At 71.2% G+C, this 19,376-nt stretch carries 20 protein-coding genes and 1 tRNA gene; 13 read left to right on the forward strand and 8 right to left on the reverse strand.

Annotated elements, in window-relative coordinates; translation table 11 throughout:
- The first annotated feature begins 87 nt into the window (after positions 1-87).
- The 3 genes from L1280_RS04630 to L1280_RS04640 are packed head-to-tail and all read left to right on the forward strand — an operon-like array spanning position 88 to position 3,125.
- Entirely contained in the window at positions 88-1,332 is a 1,245-nt protein-coding gene (locus L1280_RS04630) for a S1C family serine protease (protein WP_253580911.1), read from the forward strand.
- A gap of 7 nt (positions 1,333-1,339) precedes the next feature.
- A complete protein-coding gene (locus L1280_RS04635; RefSeq protein ID WP_253580912.1) occupies positions 1,340-2,479 on the forward strand; it encodes a CCA tRNA nucleotidyltransferase in 1,140 nt (379 codons plus the stop codon).
- A 37-nt stretch (positions 2,480-2,516) separates the two neighbouring features.
- Positions 2,517-3,125, forward strand: a complete 609-nt coding sequence (locus L1280_RS04640) for a site-2 protease family protein (RefSeq protein WP_253580913.1) — start codon at positions 2,517-2,519, stop codon at positions 3,123-3,125.
- A gap of 57 nt (positions 3,126-3,182) precedes the next feature.
- On the opposite strand, the gene L1280_RS04645 is transcribed toward L1280_RS04640, so the two are convergent.
- Both L1280_RS04645 and guaB read right to left on the reverse strand, forming a co-directional pair.
- Positions 3,183-3,827 (reverse strand): hemolysin III family protein, encoded by a 645-nt coding sequence (locus L1280_RS04645; protein ID WP_253580914.1) that lies wholly within the window; start codon positions 3,825-3,827, stop codon positions 3,183-3,185.
- A 116-nt stretch (positions 3,828-3,943) separates the two neighbouring features.
- On the reverse strand, positions 3,944-5,452 hold the full coding sequence (gene guaB, locus L1280_RS04650; RefSeq protein WP_305881866.1) for an IMP dehydrogenase: 1,509 nt from the start codon (positions 5,450-5,452) through the stop codon (positions 3,944-3,946).
- A 136-nt stretch (positions 5,453-5,588) separates the two neighbouring features.
- Between guaB and L1280_RS04655 the strand changes: the two genes are divergently transcribed.
- A tRNA-Ala gene (locus L1280_RS04655) sits at positions 5,589-5,664 on the forward strand.
- Between the two features lie 118 nt (positions 5,665-5,782).
- Here L1280_RS04655 and L1280_RS04660 read toward each other — a convergent pair.
- The gene (locus tag L1280_RS04660) at positions 5,783-7,432 is read right to left on the reverse strand and encodes a PQQ-binding-like beta-propeller repeat protein (protein WP_253580915.1); all 1,650 of its coding nucleotides are present in this window, start codon (positions 7,430-7,432) and stop codon (positions 5,783-5,785) included.
- Between the two features lie 86 nt (positions 7,433-7,518).
- Here L1280_RS04660 and L1280_RS04665 point away from each other — a divergent pair, with 86 nt between their 5' ends.
- The 4 genes from L1280_RS04665 (at position 7,519) to L1280_RS04680 (ending at position 10,201) form a co-directional block, all read left to right on the forward strand.
- Positions 7,519-8,145 (forward strand): hypothetical protein, encoded by a 627-nt coding sequence (locus tag L1280_RS04665; protein ID WP_253580916.1) that lies wholly within the window; start codon positions 7,519-7,521, stop codon positions 8,143-8,145.
- 68 nt (positions 8,146-8,213) lie between these two features.
- Complete coding sequence (locus tag L1280_RS04670; protein ID WP_253580917.1) at positions 8,214-8,678, forward strand: metallophosphoesterase family protein; 465 nt, start codon at positions 8,214-8,216, stop codon at positions 8,676-8,678.
- Positions 8,679-8,709: 31 nt separating this feature from the next.
- On the forward strand, positions 8,710-9,690 hold the full coding sequence (locus tag L1280_RS04675) for an MBL fold metallo-hydrolase (protein ID WP_253580918.1): 981 nt from the start codon (positions 8,710-8,712) through the stop codon (positions 9,688-9,690).
- A 58-nt stretch (positions 9,691-9,748) separates the two neighbouring features.
- On the forward strand, positions 9,749-10,201 hold the full coding sequence (locus L1280_RS04680; RefSeq protein WP_253580919.1) for a hypothetical protein: 453 nt from the start codon (positions 9,749-9,751) through the stop codon (positions 10,199-10,201).
- Positions 10,202-10,262: 61 nt separating this feature from the next.
- Here L1280_RS04680 and L1280_RS04685 read toward each other — a convergent pair whose 3' ends face one another.
- Positions 10,263-11,405, reverse strand: coding sequence for a citrate/2-methylcitrate synthase (locus tag L1280_RS04685; RefSeq protein ID WP_253580920.1), 1,143 nt, complete (start codon positions 11,403-11,405; stop codon positions 10,263-10,265).
- A 91-nt stretch (positions 11,406-11,496) separates the two neighbouring features.
- Between L1280_RS04685 and tsaB the strand changes: the two genes are divergently transcribed.
- Positions 11,497-12,072 carry a tRNA (adenosine(37)-N6)-threonylcarbamoyltransferase complex dimerization subunit type 1 TsaB gene (gene tsaB, locus L1280_RS04690; RefSeq protein WP_371922873.1) on the forward strand — a complete coding sequence of 192 codons (576 nt, stop codon included), beginning with the start codon at positions 11,497-11,499 and terminating at the stop codon, positions 12,070-12,072.
- A gap of 107 nt (positions 12,073-12,179) precedes the next feature.
- Here the strand turns inward: tsaB and L1280_RS04695 are convergent, their stop codons facing one another.
- Complete coding sequence (locus L1280_RS04695; RefSeq protein WP_253580923.1) at positions 12,180-12,536, reverse strand: FUN14 domain-containing protein; 357 nt, start codon at positions 12,534-12,536, stop codon at positions 12,180-12,182.
- Between the two features lie 74 nt (positions 12,537-12,610).
- On the opposite strand from L1280_RS04695, the gene L1280_RS04700 reads away from it, so the two are divergent.
- Complete coding sequence (locus tag L1280_RS04700; protein WP_256487889.1) at positions 12,611-13,201, forward strand: RNA polymerase sigma factor; 591 nt, start codon at positions 12,611-12,613, stop codon at positions 13,199-13,201.
- A gap of 101 nt (positions 13,202-13,302) precedes the next feature.
- Entirely contained in the window at positions 13,303-14,292 is a 990-nt protein-coding gene (locus L1280_RS04705; protein WP_253580926.1) for a CAP domain-containing protein, read from the forward strand.
- A gap of 237 nt (positions 14,293-14,529) precedes the next feature.
- On the opposite strand, the gene L1280_RS04710 is transcribed toward L1280_RS04705, so the two are convergent.
- Both L1280_RS04710 and L1280_RS04715 read right to left on the reverse strand, forming a co-directional pair.
- A complete protein-coding gene (locus L1280_RS04710; protein ID WP_253580927.1) occupies positions 14,530-15,816 on the reverse strand; it encodes an ATP-binding protein in 1,287 nt (428 codons plus the stop codon).
- Positions 15,783-16,340, reverse strand: coding sequence for a molybdopterin-dependent oxidoreductase (locus L1280_RS04715; protein WP_253580929.1), 558 nt, complete (start codon positions 16,338-16,340; stop codon positions 15,783-15,785). The genes L1280_RS04710 and L1280_RS04715 overlap by 34 nt, the downstream gene beginning before the upstream one ends.
- Before the next feature lie 130 nt (positions 16,341-16,470).
- On the opposite strand from L1280_RS04715, the gene L1280_RS04720 reads away from it, so the two are divergent.
- Positions 16,471-17,400 (forward strand): DUF4384 domain-containing protein, encoded by a 930-nt coding sequence (locus L1280_RS04720; protein WP_253580930.1) that lies wholly within the window; start codon positions 16,471-16,473, stop codon positions 17,398-17,400.
- Positions 17,401-17,460: 60 nt separating this feature from the next.
- On the opposite strand, the gene L1280_RS04725 is transcribed toward L1280_RS04720, so the two are convergent.
- Complete coding sequence (locus tag L1280_RS04725; protein WP_253580932.1) at positions 17,461-17,961, reverse strand: hypothetical protein; 501 nt, start codon at positions 17,959-17,961, stop codon at positions 17,461-17,463.
- A gap of 361 nt (positions 17,962-18,322) precedes the next feature.
- On the opposite strand from L1280_RS04725, the gene pdhA reads away from it, so the two are divergent.
- A complete protein-coding gene (pdhA, locus tag L1280_RS04730; RefSeq protein WP_253581080.1) occupies positions 18,323-19,357 on the forward strand; it encodes a pyruvate dehydrogenase (acetyl-transferring) E1 component subunit alpha in 1,035 nt (344 codons plus the stop codon).
- Positions 19,358-19,376 lie beyond the last annotated feature (19 nt).

Below are 19,376 nucleotides of genomic sequence, written 5' to 3' on the forward strand. Positions count from 1 at the left end.
GCGTGGGCCTCCCGCGTCCGGCCGAGGATGAACAGGGACAGAGGTGCGGACCATATCCTCCCCAGCCCGACCTGGGATAATTCCACCATGAAGAACCGTCTCCCCGCCGTCCTCCTGGTCCTCGTGGGCCTGGGCCTGGGCGCCACGCTGCTGCGCGATCAGGTGCCGGTGTCCGGTGCCCAGCCGCCCGCCGCCGAGGACACAGCCCCGGCGAGCGAGGCGGGCGCCCGGCTTCAGAACGAGCGCAACACCATGGACATCGTGCGGCGCTACGAGCCGGGACTGGTCTTTATCAGCACCGAGCTGGAGGTCGTGCAGGACCTCGGGTGGCTGTTCGGCGGCGGCCAGACGCAGGTGCAGCAGGGGGTGGGCAGCGGCTTTTTCGTGAACGAGGCGGGCGACATCCTGACCAACTACCACGTCATCGCGGGCGAGGGAGGCCAGGGCACCGCCGACCGCATCACCGTCCGGGTGATGGAGCAGGACGAACCCGTGCCCGCCGAGGTGATCGGCACCGCGCCGCAATACGACCTCGCGCTGATCCGCGCCGAGGGACTGGCGAAGAACCTGATCCGGCCTATCCCGCTGGGCGACAGCGACACGCTGGCGGTGGGCCAGAAGGCCGTGGCGATGGGCGCTCCCTTCGGGCTGGAATTCAGCGTCACGGAGGGCATCGTGAGCAGCACCGAGCGCCAGATTCCCATCGGCTTCTCGGGGTCCGGGTCGGGCGAGGGCATCACCCAGAAGGCAATTCAGACCGACGCGGCGATCAATCCGGGCAACTCTGGGGGACCGCTGCTGGATTCGTCGGGGCGGGTGATCGGGATCAACACCCAGATCGCCACGGGGGGCAGCCAGCAGAGCGCCGGGGTGGGCTTCGCCATCCCGGTGAACGCCGCCAAGAACCTGCTCCCCCGGTTGCAGGAGGCGAACGGTGGCGAGGTCCGCGCTCCCCTGCTGGGCATCACGGCGGGGCTGGTTGTGCAGGCCCGTGGGCAGCAGGCGGCGGTGGGCCTGAGTGCGCTCACCGCCGAGGGACGGCGCCAGCTGGGGCTGCCGGAGCGTGGGCTGGTCGTGGGGCAGGTCCAGCCGAACACCCCGGCCGCCCGCGCGGGGCTGCGGGGCGGAGAACCGCGCGAGTTTCCTGGCGGCGTGATCGCGCTGGGGGGCGACGTGATCGTGGAGGCCGAGGGGCAGCCGGTGGACGCCCTCGAAGACCTTCAGGCCGCCCTGCTGGACAAGAGCGAGGGCGACACCGTGACCCTGCGCGTCTGGCGGGACGGCGAGGAACGCGAGGTGCAGGCCAGCCTCGACGCCTCCGCCTTCGAGTGACCCCCCCATGACCGCCGACCCTGCCAGCCTGGGCCGCGAGGTCTGGGACCGCCTGCACCCCGAGGACCGCGAGTGGCTGCGCTCGCTGGCGCGGGAGGCGGGGCCGGGGGCACGGGTCGCCCTGGTGGGCGGAGCGGTGCGGGACGCGCTGCTGGGCGGCACCCCTCTCGACCTCGATGTGGCGGTGGAGGGGGCGGACACGGGGGCCCTCGCGGCGGCGAGCGGCCTGCCCGCCCTGGTTCACCCCGCCTTCGGCAACGCGACCGTGACCCTGCCGGACGGCCGACAGGCCGACCTCGTGCGGACGCGGCGCGAGACGTACCCGGTGCCCGGCGCGAACCCGTTGCCCCTTCCCGGCACCCTGGAGGACGACCTCGCCCGGCGCGATTTCGGGCTGAACGCGCTGGGGCTGGAGGTGCCCCCGGAGGAAGCGCCCCAGCTGCTGGACGTGACGGGCGGGTTGGCCGACCTGCGGGCGCGGGTGCTGCGGCCCCTGCATTCCCGCTCCCTGCACGAGGACGCCAGCCGTCTGGTCCGGGGAGCGCGGCTGGCCGGGCGGCTGGGGCTGGAGGCACACCCCGAACTCCGGCGGCAGGTGCTGGGCGCCCTCGGCATGGCCGAGCAGACACCCCGGCTGTGGGCCGAGCTGGGGCTGCTGGTCCGGGAGCCCCGGCCAGGGCGGGCCGCCCGCGTGCTGGAGGGGTGGGGGGCGGGCAGGCTGCTTCCCGCCGGGGCCGCCGAACGGCTCGAAGCCCTGGACACCCGGCGGGACGCGGGCGAGGAGGTCTCCCCCACCACCTACGCGGCGGCCCTGCTCTCGGCCGCACCCGACCCCGCCACGTGGGTGGGTCGGCTGGGATTGGGCGGAAAACCCGGTGCCCTGCTGGCCCGCGCCCTGGGAGACGCCCCCACCTCCCCCGGCAGTCCGGAGGCCACCTTACGGGCGCTGCTGCGACCAGACGCTTACGCGGGCCTGAGCGGGCGGGACGTGGTGGCGCGGGGCGTGCCGCCGGGTCCGGCCGTGGGGGCGGCGCTGGCCCACCTCGCGGCGCTGCGCCGGGCGGGGGCGGTGGGTTCGCGGGCCGAGGAGGAAGCGGCGCTGACCGCCTACCTCGCTCGGCAGGAGCCCACTCCGTCACCGGGCTGACGGCCCCGGCTCCCCCCGGCCCGTAGAATGCCCGCCTATGCTGCTGAGCCTCCTGACCAGGGATCCCCTCGCGTTCGTGATCATCGCCGCCGCGCTGGCGCTGTCGCTGACCGTGCACGAGTTCGCCCACGCCTGGACCGCCGACCGGCTGGGCGACCCCACCCCGAGGCGCTTCGGACGGGTCACCCTCAACCCCGGCAAGCATCTCGATCCCTTCGGGACACTGCTGCTGCTGATCGCGGGCTTTGGCTTCGCGCGGCCGGTGCCCATCAACCCGAACAACCTGGGGCGCTGGGGCACCCTCTGGGCCGTGGCCGCCGGGCCGATCAGCAACCTGCTGATTGCCCTGCTGTGCGTGGGCCTGCTCGCGGTGTTGCCGCCGGTGCAGACGCTGGCCTACATCCTGATCACCGTCCTGAGCGTCAATATCGTGCTGGCGATCTTTAACCTGATTCCGATTCCGCTGCTCGACGGCAGCCGCATCCTGGGGGCATTGGTGCCCTCGCTGGGGCGCAGCCTCGCGCAGTTCGAGGCGCAGCCCTTTTCCTTCCTGATCGTGATGCTGTTTATTTTCCTGGCCCGCGAACCCATCGGGCAGCTTCTGGGCACGGTGCAGAGCTGGGTGCTGGGGGCCGTCGGGTACTGATCCCCGTCCCGGCATTAGGCCCCAGCCGCTGAGGCTGGGGCCTGTTTTGCTCCCACCTCAGCGCAGGTGGAACATCATCGCCACGTGCGCCCCGGTGCCCCCCAGCACGAACAGGTGCCAGATCTCGTGGAAACCGAACACACCGGGGCGGGGGTTCCAGCGCTTGGTGCCGTAGATCACCGCTCCGATGGAATACAGGACGCCCCCCGCCGCCAGCCAGAAGAGGGCCGTGCCGGGCAGGGTGCGGGCGAGTTGCGGCAAGAAGAGCAGCGCCAGCCAGCCCATTCCCAGGTACAGCAGCGTGCTGACCCAGCGCGGCAGCCGCAGGGTGAGCAGCTTGAGCAGCACGCCCGCCCCCGCGATGCCCCACACCAGCCACAGCACGGCGCCCCGCCACACGCCCTCCAGCCCGAAGTAGGCGACCGGGGTGTAGCTGCCCGCAATCAACAGGAAGATACCCGCGTGGTCGAGCTTGCGCAGCCACAGCTGCCCGCGCTCGCCGGGGCGAAAGGAGTGGTAGCTGGCCGACGCCGCGTACAGCGCAACCATGCTCAGCCCGAACACCACGAAGGGCCACAACGCCAGCCCCCGCGAAGTCGCCCACCCCAGCAGCGGCCCCAGCACGACGAGCGCCGCCACAGCCCCACCCCAGTGGGTCAGGGCGTTCACGGGTTCGCGGGGGGCGGTCAGCAGTCGCTTCACGCCCTCCAGGGTAAGGCGCGGGTCGGAGGGGATGTGGGCATTGGGACGCAGTAGGCGGGACGCGGGACCCAAGGAGGAGTTTCCCGCACACTGCGCACCGTGTCCCGCTTCCTTCCCTACCTCCCCCCGTAGTTCGGCGCCTCCTTGGTGATGGTGACCCCGTGGGGGTGGCTTTCCACCAGGCTCGCGCCCGTGATGCGGACAAACTGGGCCTCGCGGCGCAGCGTGTCCAGATCGGGAGCGCCGCAATAGCCCATGGAGCTGCGCAGGCCGCCGACAAACTGGTAGAGCACTTCGCCCGCCGTGCCCCGGTAGGCGATGATGCCCTCGATGCCCTCGGGGACGAACTTGCGGCTGCCGCCCTGGAAATATCGGTCGGCACTGCCCTGATCCATCGCGCCGAGCGAGCCCATGCCCCGGTAACTCTTGTAGCGGCGGCCGTCGCGCAACACGACCTCGCCGGGGGCCTCGTCGGTTCCGGCGAGCATGGAGCCCATCATCACCGCGCTCGCGCCCGCCGCGATGGCCTTGGGCACGTCGCCCGTCTGCTTGATGCCGCCGTCGGCGATCACCGGAATGCCCGCCTCCAGCGCCGCCGCCGACGCCTCGAAGATGGCGGTGATTTGCGGCACGCCGACGCCCGTGACGACGCGGGTGGTGCAGATGCTTCCCGGCCCGATGCCGACCTTCACCGCGTCGGCCCCCGCCGCGATCAGGTCCCGCGCTCCGGTGCGGGTCGCCACGTTCCCGGCGATCACGTCCACGTCGAAGGTCTCCTTGACCCGCGTCAGCGCCTTCAGGATGCCCTGGCTGTGGCCGTGGGCGCTGTCGAGCACCAGCACGTCGGCCCCGGCCGCGGCCAGCGCCCCGGCGCGGTCCATCAGGTCGGCGCCCACCCCGATGGCCGCGCCCACCCGCAGCCGCCCGAGGTCGTCTTTGGCCGCGCGGGGGTACTTCACCCGCTTGGCGAGGTCCTTGATGGTGATCAGGCCCTTGAGGAAACCCTCCCCATCGGTCACCAGCAGCTTCTCGATGCGGTGGCGCTTGAAGATCTCCTGCGCCTGCTCCAGCGTGGTGCCCACCGGCACGGTGACCAGTCCCTCGCGGGTCATCACGTCCGCGACGGGAATGCTGAGGTCCTCCACAAAGCGCATGTCGCGGTTGGTGATGATGCCCAGCAGCTTGCCCGAGGGGTCGGTGACCGGCACGCCGCTGATCCGGTACTCGGCCATCAGGCGGTCGGCGTCGGCCACAGTCGCCGAGGGCGGCAGGGTGATGGGGTCCACGATCATGCCGCTTTCCGACCGCTTGACCTTGCGGACCATCTCGGCCTGCGCGTCGATGCCCATGTTCTTGTGGAGGATGCCCAGGCCACCCTCGCGCGCCATCGCCACGGCCATCGCCGTTTCCGTAACCGTGTCCATCGCTGCCGACACGAAGGGGATGTTCAGCCGCACCCGCCGGGTGAGCTGGGTCGCCACACTGACCTCGTGTGGCAGCACCGCAGAGTGCCGGGGTTGCAGCAGCACGTCGTCAAAGGTGATGCCTTCCTGACCGAACTTGTAAGCGTAGCGGTCCTCGTGGGCGGCCGGGGACGGCTGGGTGGGCATGAGGGGGGCACTCATGCACCGGAGTGTACCTGGGCGGGGTGAGGCCGCCGCCAGGACTGTCCCGCACCCCTGACCGGCGACGCCCCTTGCGCGTCCCCAGGGAGCATGCTAGATTCTGCCTCGCCCTTGAGAGGGGGCCGAAAAAGGGCGTGGGGTCGTAGCTCAGCTGGGAGAGCGCGTCGTTCGCAATGACGAGGTCAGGGGTTCGATCCCCCTCGACTCCACCACCAGGAAAGTCCGCCATGTGCGGGCTTTTTTCTTTGGGAGCGGGCTGGCCCAGGAGGTGAACAAGGCCCCGCCCTGGCGAGCGGGGTCCGGGACCTTCCTTTTGTGCCGAGGCTCGCGTCAGCGCCGCACCACGGCCGGGTACTCGGGTTCGTCGCGCAGCGGGGCCAGGGACGCCACATTCAGCGGCAAGGGCAGCAGGCGCTCGCCCTGGCGCAACTGGAGCCCGGCCGCCCGGCCCGCCAGCTCGACCCGGACACCCGGCAAGCTCTTCAGGGCCGAGAGAGGCACGTAAGCCGCGCGGTTCACGAACTCCACCGGGAGGGTGCGCGGCGTGGCCCCAGCCTGCGGCAATCCGAGCGTCACCGTGCGCGGCGTGAGCACCTGCACCCGTGCCCCCAGGGCCGCCGTGAGGTCGGTCAGGGGCAGCACGACCTGCCCGCTCACGACCCTGGCCCCGCGCCCGGCCGCCTCGGCGGCGGCCTGCGGCGTGCGGGTGGGAGCGGGTGGGGGCGTCACCGGACGAACGGGGGCCGGGGGCTGGGTCGCCACTGGAGGGGTCGGGGCAGGCTTGGTGGGGGTGGGGGCAGGCGTGGCCGGAGTCGGACGGGTCGCCGGAAGCGCAGCGAGGGCGGCCCGCTTGGAGGCGGTGCGGGCGGCGGCCTCCTGCGGGGTCAACACGCGGCCCCACCCGGCGGGCACGCTGCGAAAGCTCGTCCACGGGCCGTCGGCGAGCGGAGCCTGCCGTTCCACGGCACTCAGGCCGCCGCCCTCGGTGGCGAAGTACAGCACGCCCCGGTCACTCACGGCGACGGGAGTGTCGATCTTCTTGCCCGTCTTGATGGTCCAGCGGGCCTGCCCATTGGGGCTGATGGCGTGGACGGTCCCCGTCAGGTCCGGCACCACCACGCTGCCGTCCGCGAGCTGCACCGCCGACGCCGCGACCGGGGCGCCCGCCGTATACACCCACTCGTCTTCCCCCGTCGTGTTCACGGCGTAGACCTTGCCGTCGTAACTGCCCACGACCACCAGGTCGTCTCCCGTCACGATGGGGCTGGCGTTCACGAAGAGGTCGGTCTGCCGGGTCCAGCGCAGCTTCCCGGCGGGGTCAAGCGCGTACAGCTTGCGGTCGCTGGAGCCGAAATACACGTTGCCCTGACGGTCAATCGCCGGGCTGCTGAACACCAGCGACCCGGCCCCGAAGGTCCACTTCAGTTTGCCGTCGGGCGTCAGCGCGTGCAGGCGGTTGTTCTGGGCGCCGAAGTAGATCGTGCCGTCCCGCGCCACCGCCGGACTGCTGAAGACGGGTGCCCCCACCTTGAAGGTCCACAGCACCTGCCCCCCCGGCCCCAACGCGTACACCGTGCCGCCCGCCGTCGCCGCGATCAGGCTGCCGTCGGCCCGCAGCGCGGGGCTGGCGAAGATGTCCCCGTCCAGCCGGGTGCGCCAGAGCTGCTTGCCGGAGCCGTCCGCCGCGTAGATATGGTCGTCGTAGGAGGCGGCGATCACCGTGCCCTGCGGGGTCACGACCGGGCTGGCCCGGCCGATGTCGCCTACCGGGAGGTTCCAGCGCTCGACCCCCCGCGCGTCGGTCCGGTGCAGACGGTTGTCCGAGCCGACGAAATACAGGTCCCCATCGTCGGTCACGGCGACGGTGGACAGCACCTTGAGGTCTTTGAACCAGGTGACGGTGGGCGAAGCCGCGTTGGCCGGGGTCTGGGCGGCGGCGGGCGAGAGCAGAGCGAGTGAGAGAATCAGCGCTTTTCTCATGTGAAGGTAAGCTCCTTTACACTCCCTTTACAGGGTGGTTTGGCGAATGGACGGTCGCCAAGCTAGCGTCTTAAGATGCTCTGGCTATGAAAAAGATTCTCATGCTGACCGCGTTCGCCCTGGCGGGACTGGCCGCCGCCCAGGACACCACCACGCCGCCCACCGACACCAGCACCGAGACCCAGCAGACCGAAACGACGGAAACCACCACCGACACCACCCAGACGGACACCACGACCGAAACCACCACCGAGACGACCCAGACCGAAAGCACCACGACCACCACCCAGACGGGCACGGCGACCACCGTGTCCCCCGCGACCCTCAGCGCCGAGCAGAACTTCGCCCGCGCCCAGGAGTTCGCCGTGCAGGCCGACGTGGCCTACCCGCTCCCCTTCTACGACCGCACTCTGTGGAAGGCCGCCGTGGACCACGCCTTCTACGCCGCGCAGCAGGAAGCGACCAACCGCAACTACCAGGCCTACCTCGCGCAGCTCTACACCAAGACCCAGTGGTGGATCAACGCGTACAACGCTTGGAGCCGCCTGGGCGAACTGAACGATACCGAGCGCCAGCTCGCCAGCCTCAGCGCCGCCAAGCTCGCCTACATCGCCCTGCAGCGTGGCGACCGCGCCGCCGCCCGCACCTACGTGGACCAGGGCCTGAGCTGGGCCGACAGCGCCAGCCTCCGCGCCATCCAGAGCCGCCTGTAAGACGCAGCGGTCCAGGTGCGCCCTCCGTGTGGGGGCGCCCTTTTTATTGCTGCCCCTAGACTGCCCCCATGCGCGTCCTCGTCCTGTCCGACACCCACGGCCTGCTGCGGCCGGAGGTTCTGCCCCTCGCCGCACAGGCCGACGCTGTGCTGCACGCGGGGGATGTCGGAAAAATGGACGTGCTGGAGGCGCTGCGGGCCACTTCCCCCGGCCCAGTTCATGCGGTGCGCGGGAACGTGGACCGCTCGCCGCCGCTGTCCGGGTTGCCGGAGACGGCGCTGCTGGAACTGGGCGGCATCTGGGTGTACCTGCTGCACGACCTCTCGGCCCTCGACCTCTCCCCCGTCGCGGCCGGGGGGCAGGTCGTCATCTCGGGCCATACCCACCAGCCCCGCCGCGAGGAACGGGAGGGCGTCCTCTACCTGAATCCGGGGTCGGTCGGGCCGCGCCGCTTCCGGCTGCCGGTCGCCTGCGCGTGGCTGCATCTGGAAAGGGGCAGCGTGCGGGCCGAGCCCCTCGTCCTGGCCCCCTGAACGGCCCGGGGGGGGTGCTAGCCTGCCTGCCATGACGGCCTTCCCCGCTCCCGTGCGTGTTCACGACACCCTGCACGCCCTGCAAGTGCCCATCCCCTACCCGATGAAGACGGTCACCGTGCTGATCGACACGGGCGGCCCGGTGACGTTGATCGACACGGCGCTCGACACGCCGGAGGCGCGGCAGGCCATTGAGGACGGGCTGGCGGCCCTCGGCCTGCACTGGCCGGATGTGGAACGGGTCATCATCACCCACCACCACCCCGACCACTACGGGCTGGCGGGCGTGGTCGAGGAGCGCGGCGGGGCGACCGTGCAGATGCTCGACGTGGAGATCGGGCGCGGCGAGCGCTACTGGCACCTCTGGGAAGACTGGCTGCCGGGGCACATCAAACACATGCAGGACCACGGCCTGCCACCCGAAATGCTGGAGAGCTTGGAGCGCGACAGCCGCCGCACCCGCGACCGCGTGCAACCCGCCAGCCGGGTGCGTCCACTGCGCGAGGGCCAGCAGGTGCCGCTCGCCGGAACCGAGTGGGAGGTGCTGTGGCTGCCCGGCCACGCCGACGGGCACCTGGGCCTCTGGAACGAGGGAGAGAGTCTGCTGATCGCTGGGGACGCCATCCTGCCGCGCATCAGCCCCAATATCGGTCTGTACGCCTATACCCGGCCCGACCCGCTGGGGGACTACCTCCAGACGCTCGGCAAGCTCGAAGCCCTGAACCCCCGCCGCGCCGTCGTGGGGCATCACGGTCCCGTCATGGAGGGCGTGCAGGCCCGCGCCCGCGAGCTGCGCTCGCACCACCACGAGCGGCTCGACTTCGTGCAGGCTGAGGCCGCGCAGGAGGCCCGCACCGCCTACGAACTGAGCCTGGAGATGTTCCCGCGCGACCTCAACGTCGCCGGGCGGCGCTTTGCCCTCGCGGAGACGCTGGCGCACGCCGAGCACCTGCGGCTGCTGGGGGCGCTGGCCCGCACCTGGCAGGACGGGGCGTGGGTGTACCACGCTTGAGGGCGGCTCGCCACGCCGCCACGGTTGGCCCCCAGGCCCCGGCTCTATACTCGCGCCCATGACGGCCCCGGAACTTCAGCGCATCATGCGGGCTCTCTCGGAGAGCGGGCTTACGGTCGAGGCGGTTGAGGACGGCGCCCTGGTGCGCCACGGCGAGAGCCGGGTGGCCCTCTTCGTGGAGCCTGACCCCCAGGGGGGGGTGATCGTGCGGCTGCACCTCGACCTCGACCTGTATGTCGAGGAAGACTCGCTGCCCGACATCTTGATGGGCATGAACCTGATGAACCAGGGCCTCGACTACGGCGCCCTCAACCTCGATCCGGTCGAGGAGGAGGACACGCCGGAGGACGCCCCCCTGACCTTCGCGGTGCTGGGCCGCGCGGTGCTGTGGCTGCGCGACCTCGGCCCGGAGGAGCTGGCGCGGCTGCGCGAGCACCTGCGCCGCTTTGAGGCCGAGGTGACGGAGGCGGTGGAGCGCACCCTGCACGGGGGCGGAGGGATTCGGGCGTAAGAAGACCGAAAGGCGAGGGTCGGGGCAATGGCACCCCGGCCCTTCGCCTTGGCCTTCTGTCTTACTGGCGCTCTTGCAGCGGCACGTAATGCTGATCGCGCTCGCCCGTGTACACCGCGTCGGGGCGCAGCAGGCGGTTGTCGCGGGTGTACTCAATCACGCTGGCGCACCAGCCGCTGATGCGGGCCAGCGCGAAAATCGGCGTGAAGTACTCCTTGCGGATGCCCAGGTCGCTGTACACCGTGCCCGAGTAGAAGTCCACGTTGGGATAGATGCCCTTGGAGCCGATGCGGTCCACAACCGTCTTCTCGATGGTTTCGAGAATCTGGTAGTAGTTGCTCTTGCCTTCCTTGTTGGCGACGACCTCGGCGTAGTCGCGCAGCACGCGCGAGCGGGGGTCGAAGTACTTGTAGACGCGGTGGCCCACGCCCATGATCTTTTCCTTGCGGTCGAGCTTCCCGGTGATGTAGGCCTCGGCCCGGTCGGGGGTGCCAACCTCATCGAGCATGTCCATCACGGCCTCGTTCGCGCCGCCATGCAGCGGTCCCTTCATAGCCCCAATAGCGCCCGTCATGCAGGAATACATATCGCTGAGGGTGCTGGCGATAGCGATGGCCGTGAAGGTCGAGGCGTTCATGCCGTGGTCAACGTGCAGCACGAGGGCGATATCAAAGAGCCGGGCCTGCTCCTGGGTCGGCTCCTTGCCCGTCAGCATGTACAGGAAGTTCCCAGCGTGGGTCAGGTCCATGCGGGGGACGACAGGCTCCTGCCCCTCACGGGTGCGGGCGATGGCCGCGATGATCGTCGAGAACTGCGCGATCATCCGCACCGAGATGGCGCGGCGGGCTTCTTCGGTGGTCTGCTCGGCCTGGGGGTCCAGCAGCCCGAGGTAGGAGACGGCGGTGCGCAGCGCCTGCATGGGGTGAACCCCGCGCGGCATGGTGCGGATGATCTCCACCAGCGCCTCGGGGATGGCGCGGTTGGCCTTGAGTTCGGCGTCGAAAGCGGCGAGTTCGGCGGCGGTGGGCAGTTGGCCGTTCAGCAGGGCCAGCGAGAGTTCCTCAAAGGTGCTGTGCTCGGCCCACTCCTGAATCGGGATGCCGAGGTGGGTCAGGATGCCCTCAGTTCCGTTGATAAAGGTCAGCTTGCTCTCGGTAAAGAGGACGCCTTCCAGCCCCTTGGCGACGTTGGCGGTGTTGGTCATGGTCCGCCCAACATACCACCGCCCCCGCCCGAACCGTGCAGCCCGCACGGTTCCCGCTCCGGTGACAAGGACAGCGCCCAGGCCCCCTACAATGCCCGCCATGTCGGCGTCCGCTGCCCCCCACCCCGTCACCCTGGCCCTCGATACCGCCACCCCCTTCCTGACCCTGGCCCTGGCCTGGCCCGGCGGCGAGCGGACCTGGCGCGAGGAGGTCGGGCGGGCACACGCCGAGCGGCTGGCGGGGGCGGTGCGGGAGCTGTTCGTGGACGCGGGCCTTCCTTTCCACGCGCACACCATCGTGATCGGCACCGGGCCGGGGTCCTACACGGGCGTGCGCGTGGGCGCGAGCTACGCCCTCGGCCTGGGGCGGGTGTGGGGAGCGCAGGTGCTGGGCGTGCCCACCTTGGAAGGGTTGGTGGGCGGCCTGGAGGGGGAGGTGGCCGTCTCGCTGGATGCCCGGCGGGAGAACGTCTATGGGGCCGTGTACGAGGTGCAGGGTGGGGTGGTGGGCCGGGTCATTCACCCGCCGCATAAGGACAGCCTGAACGCCTTCGAGACGCTCGCCGCCGGACGCCCCCACCACCGCGACCCCACGCCCGACAGCCTCGCCCTGCTGCGGGCGGGGCTGGATCACGGGAGCGAGGAGTGGGCGCTGGCGTACCTGTAGGGCGGGGAAAGGACCCCTCTCCCCTCGGAGAGTGTTTTTGACCCCTCTACCAGGGGGAGAGGGGCGCTGCGCAGCAGCGGGGTGAGGGGTCTTTCTGCCGCGTCTCCCTACCCCCGTGCCCGCAGCCCCAGCACCAGCCCCGCCGTATACGCCCCCGCAAACGGCAGATTCGCCGTCAGCACCCGCCCCAGCCACGCGGCCCCCGCCTCGCCGCCCTGACGCAGCACCGGCTCGGCCAGCGCCTGCACTCGCGGCCAGTTCACGCTGAGAAGGTCCCAGGAGGCCAGCAGTTGCACCGCCACGAATAGCAGCCCCAGCGCGATCAGCGCCAGGCGGCCCACCTTCCGCAGCGCGAGTCCGGTGGCAAAGCCCAGCAGCGCCCCCACGCTGAGGTCGGGCAGCACGGAGCGCAGCGCCTCGGTAATGGAGGCGTCGGGACTGGGGAAGGTGGGAGGAGAAGACAAGGTTTGGAAGGCATCGTAGCGCTCCTCCCCACCGACGCGCCAAAAGGCGGAGGCGCCGGGGGGCCGGGCAGGGTATGGTGGGCAGCGACGTGACCTCCGAGCCTGATGTCCTCTCGCCCGAGTTGCTGGACCGCCTCAGCCGGGGGGACGAGGCGGCGTGGTACGACTTCGTGTCGGCCTACGAGGGCCGTATGTACGCCTACCTCTACCGGCTGGAGGGCAACGCCGAGGACGCGCTCGACCTCACCCAGGAGGTCTTTTACCGGGCGTGGCGTTCGATTCGCACCTTCCGGCCCGGCGAGCGGGTGCTGCCCTGGCTGTATCAGGTGGCCCGCAACACCCAGATCGAGTCGCACCGCCGCAAGCAGCTCCAGCGCTTCAGTCTGGAAGAGGCGCGGGAGGACGTGGGCTTCGAGGTCACCAGCGCGGCCCGCTCGCCCGTGCAGGCCGCCGAGAGCGCCGACGCGCAGGGCCGCGTGCAGCGGGCATTGATGGAATTGGCCCCCGAATACCGCGAGGCCGTCGTGCTGCGCTTTGTCGAGGACCTGCCCTACGACGAGATCGCCCGCATTCAGGGGGTCGCGGTGGGCACCGCCAAGAGCCGCGTCTTCCGGGCCAAGGAGCAACTCGCGGGGCTGCTGGCGGACGCGGCGGACGTGCATTAGTCGCCAGAGCAGGCGTGAGCGAAGGGCCGCGCCCCGGCTGGCGACCAGCGACTGGAACCTGGCGACTTTCTCTCCCCTCCCCGACCCGCTAGCGTGAACGGGTGAGGACAGGGCGATGGAGGCGGGGCGGCCTGCTGGCGGGCGTGGCGGTGCTGGGGGCGTGCGCGGCGCAGCCGGTGACGTTCCGGGTGAACTTTTCGATGAGCGAGACGCGCCAGGCACCGCTGACCGTCACCTTCCGGGCACAGGCCCCGGCCGAGCACCGGGTGGTGTGGACCTTCGGGGACGGGCAGCAGGGCGAGGGCAGCGCCACGGCGCACACGTACTACCAGCCGGGGACCTACACGGTGCGGGCACACCTGCTCGACAGCCGCGGGCGGGTGCGCTCCACCGCGACGGGCGACGTGAAGGTGGAAAGCAGCGGCCCCGAACGCGCCGAACTCGTCGTGCTGCTGGGACAGGGCGAGGTGCGGCTCTCGGCGGCGGGGAGTGTGGTCTACCGGCCTGCCACGCCGCGCTTCTCGCTAGACGGGCGGGCGGTTGAGGAGGGACCCCTGCCCGTGACCGCCGGGGAACACCGGGTGAGGGTGCAGCTGCCCGGCGCGGACAGGGAGTTGACGCGGGGGGTGACCTTTCAGATGGCGCCCTTTTCGGTCAGCGCCCCCTTCGAGACCGAGGTGCTGCGCCTGACCAACCAGGCGCGGGCGCGGGGCTGGAACTGCGCGACGCTGCGCGAGGGAGGCCAGAGCCTGCCGCCCCTCAAGCGTCATCCCCAACTGGAAGTCGCCGCGCTGGCACAGTCGGCGGGGATGGCCCTGCACGGCTACTTCGACCACCGCAGCACCCTGGACGGCAGCACGCCCGCCACGCGGGTGCAGGCGACGGGCCTGCGGGTGAGGGCCAGCGCCGAGAACATTGCCGGGGGGCAGACCACCCCGCAGGCGGTGGTGGACGCGTGGCTGCGCAGCCCCGGCCACTGCCGCAACATCATGGGCGACTTCACGCACCTCGGCGTGGCCCATGTGGAGCGCCCCGACACCCGCTACCGCCACTTCTGGACCCAGGTGTTCGCCACGCCGCTGGGGGAGTAGGGACCGCTCACCCCGCGGCTGCGCGAGGCTCCTCTGCGAGTTCCCCCTCGTGAGGGACTGGTACAGCTCGCACCGCGAGAGGCTGGGAGGGGGGAGGTGAGCGAAGCTCAACCTCATCCCAGACGGCAACAACGGTCCTGCTCGTCCACCCGGCAGGGCGCACCAAGCGTCCACAGGGAATGGTGTGCAGCTCTTACTCTGGGTCTTCGTCAACCGGTGGAGGCACCGCCAGCAGCCTCAACGCCGCTCGTCCACCAGTGGGGGTTGACCCAAGCGGACCCTCGCCAGGGTGCCGCCACCCGGCGCGTCTTCCAGGGTCACGTCGCCGCCGTGGGCGCGGGCGTAGCGGCGCACCAGGGACAGGCCCAGCCCCTGCCCCGGCGCCACGCCCAGGGGACCGCGCTCATAGGGCAGGAACATCCGGGGGCGGCGCTCCGGCGGAATGCCGGGGCCGTGGTCGCGCACGGTGATCTCGGGCTGCCCGCCCACCACCGCGAGCGCCACCTCGACCGGGCCGGAGGTGTACTTCAGGGCATTCTCGACGAGGTTTTCCAGAATCTGCGCCACCCGGTCGGAATCGGCGCTCCACACGACGGGCGTGCCGGGCACCTGCGCCGTGACGCGCCCCCCCGCAGCCCGCTGCACCATCGGGCGCAGGTCGGTGGACGCCACCCGCAGGGTCACGTCGAGATACAGGTCGTCGAGGCGGGTGAGGTCGGCGCGGCTGGCGATCTGCCGGGCGCTGTCCTCGATCATGCCCAGCAGCCGCTGCTGCGCCTCGGGGGTGTCGGATTGCCGCAGCAGGTCGCTGGCAAGCAGCAGGTTCTGGAGGGGACGGCGCAGCTCGTGGCTGGCGAAGCTGAGGGCCTCGCGCTGCCGGGCCTCGCGCCGGGCGCGGCGCTCGCGCTCTGAGCGCCACAGCCGCAGCGCCCGCAGGATCAGGGCCATGCTCAGGAGTCCGGTCGCCAGGGCCGTCCACAGCAGCACCTGACGGAGCTGGCGGAACTCGCTGGCGTAGTCCTGTCCCTGCCGGTTCGAGAGCGCTTCGGCCTGGGCACTGAGCTGCACGGCCTGCCGCCCCGCCTCGGCGAGGGCCTGCGGGCTCCCCGCCTCGACCAGGGCACGAATCCGGTTCAGCCGGGCCTCACCCAGCGCCTCGACCTCGGCCAGATGCTCGAATTGCCCCGGACTCAGCAGGCTCGACCGCACCTGATCGCGGATCTGCTCGCGCTCCTCGCGGGACACCGACGGGTCGAGGCGGGCGGCGCGGTATTGCAGCACGTCCTTGGCGAGGCCGTGGTAGCTGTAGATCGACCAGCCGTCGCCCCGGTCCAGCAGCGAGCGGTAGGCGGGTTGCAGCGCGAGCAGCAGCAGCACCCCGGTCACCACGGTGGGCAGCAGCGCGAGCAGGCCTTCCCGTGCGCGGACGCCCAGGGGGACCCGGTGGGCAGGTGCAGCGCCCGTTGTCACGTCTTCGGTGGCGCGGGCACTCACGGGGCGGGCGAGATGCGCTCGACGAACCACACCCACGCCGAGCCGTACTGGCTGCGCGGGAACCGCCGCTCATCGGGCGGGAGGACCACCGTCAGCGGCCCCTTTTCCAGGGTGGGAATCGGTTTGCCGTTCGCCGTGTGGGCGAGCATGATGGGCGCGTCCCCATAGTCCCGCGCCGCGATGGTGGTCACGTAGCCGTTGCTGGCGTGCAGCCGCATGTCCTGCCCGGCAAAGCCCCCCAGCCGGGCAAGGTCGCGCAGCGGCACCCCCTCGTAGGTGAAGGTGCGTCCGAGCTGCGCGTGCCGGGTGGCGTAACGCACGGTGGGCAGCGCGAGAAGCTGGCTGCGGGTCAGGGCCAGCGTCTGGGCGCGGCCCTCCAGCCGCAGCAGCGGGCGCTCGCCGGGCTTGGGCGCAGGAATGGGCCGGGCGGTCCGCAGGTAGGTAAAGGACGTGCTCGCCGCCTGGCTCCACCCCCCGGGAGCGGGAGACAGGCTGCCGACCACTGCCGGGCCAAGTGCCAGGGCCACCAACAGAACGCGCCTTGTGGGGAACACGGCCCCAATCTAGAGCCCTCCCGGCGCGGGGCTCAAGGGGGCAGAACGTGAGCCGCGCGTGAGGCGAGCGGCCCTCCGGTCCTGTCGTCCCCGTCAGCCGGGCGTCATGCGCGGGGGGGAGAGTGGGGCCATGCGCCTTTCTCCCCTCCTGGCCCTGACCCCGCTGCTGGGTGCCCTGTCGCTGGGCACCGCCGGGGCCGCTCCGGTGCTCAGCGCCCAGAGCATCATCGTGAATCCCGTTCAGACCAGCCTGAGTGTCCGGGTGTGGACCGACCGGGGCAGCGGCACGCAGGCGCCCGCCTACGCGGTGGGCGAACGCATTCGGCTGTATGCCAGCGTCAACCAGGACGCCTACGTGTACCTCTTCAACGTGGACCCGCAGGGCCAGGTGGACCTCGTGCTGCCCAACCAGTACCAGAGCGGCGGCAACTTCGTGAAGGCAAACACCACCCGAACCTTCCCGGCGGCGGGCGATCCCTTCACCTTCGACATCGCGGGGCCAGCGGGACTGAACAAGGTGCTGGCCCTGGCGAGCCTGAAACCGCTGGACCTGGGGCAGATCGCCACCTTCAGGAGCCAGCAGAGCAGCTTCGCCACGGTCAGCGTGCAGGGTCAGCAGCAGCTCGCGCAGGCGCTGAGCATCGTGGTCAACCCGCTGCCCCAGACGAGCTGGGTGTCGGACACGGCCTTTTACACGGTCGCCACCCGCAGAGAGCAGGCGGCACCCCTCCAGACACCTTCCCCGGCGCCCACGACGACCACGCCGAGCCGCGGCACCCCCATCCAGCAGCCGCCCCGCACGGCCCAGGCCCTCTCGGTCACGGTTCAGCCCCTGCCGAACGTGCGCGAGTGGAAGGCCACCGTCCAGGGCCGCAGCCTCCAGGCCGTCTACGACGAGTACGCCGCTCGCCTGAAGGCCGAAGGCTTTGCCCAGGCCAGCCGCCGCGACACCGGCAACCACATCCGGGGCGAGTTCCGCAAGGGAAGTGCCCGCGCCGAGCTGGAAGTCAAGCAGAAGGGCAAGAAGGCCGACTACGAGGTCAAAGTCGAGCGCCGCTGAGCCGCGCCGCGCTGCCGCCGGGCACCCCACCAGGGAGGCCCGGCGGCCTTCCTGTCGGCCTCAACGCGTGGGGTGGGTGGCCTTCCACTCCAGGGCGAAGTCCTCGTAATAGGCACGGACGTTGTTCGTCAGGGTACGGACCAGTCCCGCCGCGTCGGCGGCGCGGCCGTAGCCGGAGGTGGACCACAGCTCCAGCGCCTTGACCGTGAGTTGGCGGCTGCCCAGCGTGACCCGCACGTCGGGGCGCAGTTGCAGGCTGAGGTCGAGGGCATAGAGGAACTCGCCGTCCTCGGTCTCGAAGGCGTCGACCGAGAAGATTTGCTGCACCGTGCAGGTCTTGGGATCGCCCGAGGGCACCCCGTACAGGGTGGCGTAGCGCATCAGTTGCTCGTCGAGTGCGGCCCCGAGGTCGTCCGATTCCTCATCGTCCACGTACACGGAGGCGACGGGCGGGCAGAGGTCGGCGGCCACCAGGGAGCGCAGGTTCCCCTGCTGGTGATCGGCCCCGGCCGGGGGCGTCAGGAGGGCCAGGGCCGCAAGCACCAGCAGGGCTTTTTTCATGGCTCAGTGTACGCCCGCCGCCCGCCTGGGCGCATCTGCTACGCTGGGCCTACAGCTTTTCTTCACGCTGCGGCCCCCGCGCCGCCCCCTCGCCATGCCGACGCCCCCGCCCCGCCCGTCCCCCTGTCTGCCGCCCCCCGCGTGCGGGCGGCCCCCGGCGCGGCTGCTCAACCAGCGCCGGGCGCCCTGACTGCCGCTTCCGGCCCACCTCACTCCCCGGACCGGGGCTGAGGGGTGGGCGGCCAGGCCTGCCTCAACCCCTCTTCCCCACTCCCCGAGGTGTCCGATGACCCGAACCCGCTCCTCCCGCAAGGCGGCTGCCCCGCCCGCCGAAGCTGTCCCCACACCCCTGCCCGACGAGATGGTGCAACTGCTGACCCCCGGCGGCGAGGTGACCGACCCCGCCCGGTTGCCCGACCCGGAGACGCAGCGCCGCCTCTACCGCCTGATGCGCCGTGCCCGGCACTTCGACGAGCGGGCCTGGGTGCTGTACCGCACCGGGCGCATGGGCGTCTTTCCGCCCTACGGCGGCATGGAGGCCAGCCAGGTCGGCACGGCCGCCGCACTCACGCACGAGGATTGGCTCTTCCCGACCTACCGCGACACGGGCGCGGCGCTGACCTACGGCCTGCCCATCGCGCAGACGGTCGCCTACTGGCGCACCAGCCCGCACGGGTGGGCGATGCCCGAGCACCTCAAGGTGCTGCCCTTCTACATCCCCATCGCCACCCAGTACCCGCACGCGGTCGGGGCGGCGCTGGCCGAGCAGCGGCGGGGCACCCAGAACGTGGCGATGGCCTTTATCGGGGACGGCGGCAGCTCGGAGGGAGACTTCCACGAGGCGCTGAACTTCGCGGGGGCGCTCAATGCCCCGTGCGTCTTTATTCTCCAGAACAACGGCTGGGCGATCAGCGTGCCCACGCGGGCGCAGACGAAGGCGACCAACCTGTCGCGCCGCGCCGACGGCTACGGCATTCCCGGCGTGCGGGTGGACGGCAACGACGTGCTGGCGACCTACGTGGTCACCCGTGAGGCGGTCGAGCGGGCTCGCCGGGGCGAAGGCCCCACCCTGATCGAGACCGTGACCTACCGGGTCAAGCCCCACACGGTCGCGGACGACCCCAGCCGCTACCGCACGGCCGACGACACGGCGGGCTGGGACGAGAAGGACCCGGTGCGCCGCCTTCAAGCCTTCCTGCTCGCACAGGGCCACCTGACCGAAGCCGAGGACGCCGAGATCGTCCGCGAGATCGAGGCCGAGTTCGAGGCGGCGCTCGCCGAGGCCGACGCCTACCCCGAACCCACCCCCGCCGAAATCGTGGATCACGTCTTCGCCGAGCCGACTCCGGCGCTGCGGCGGCAGCGGGCAGAACTGCTGGCGGAGGAGGGGCAGTGAAGCGCGAACGTAGAGCGTG

The organism is Deinococcus sp. HSC-46F16, from assembly GCF_024171495.1.
GTDB lineage: Bacteria > Deinococcota > Deinococci > Deinococcales > Deinococcaceae > Deinococcus.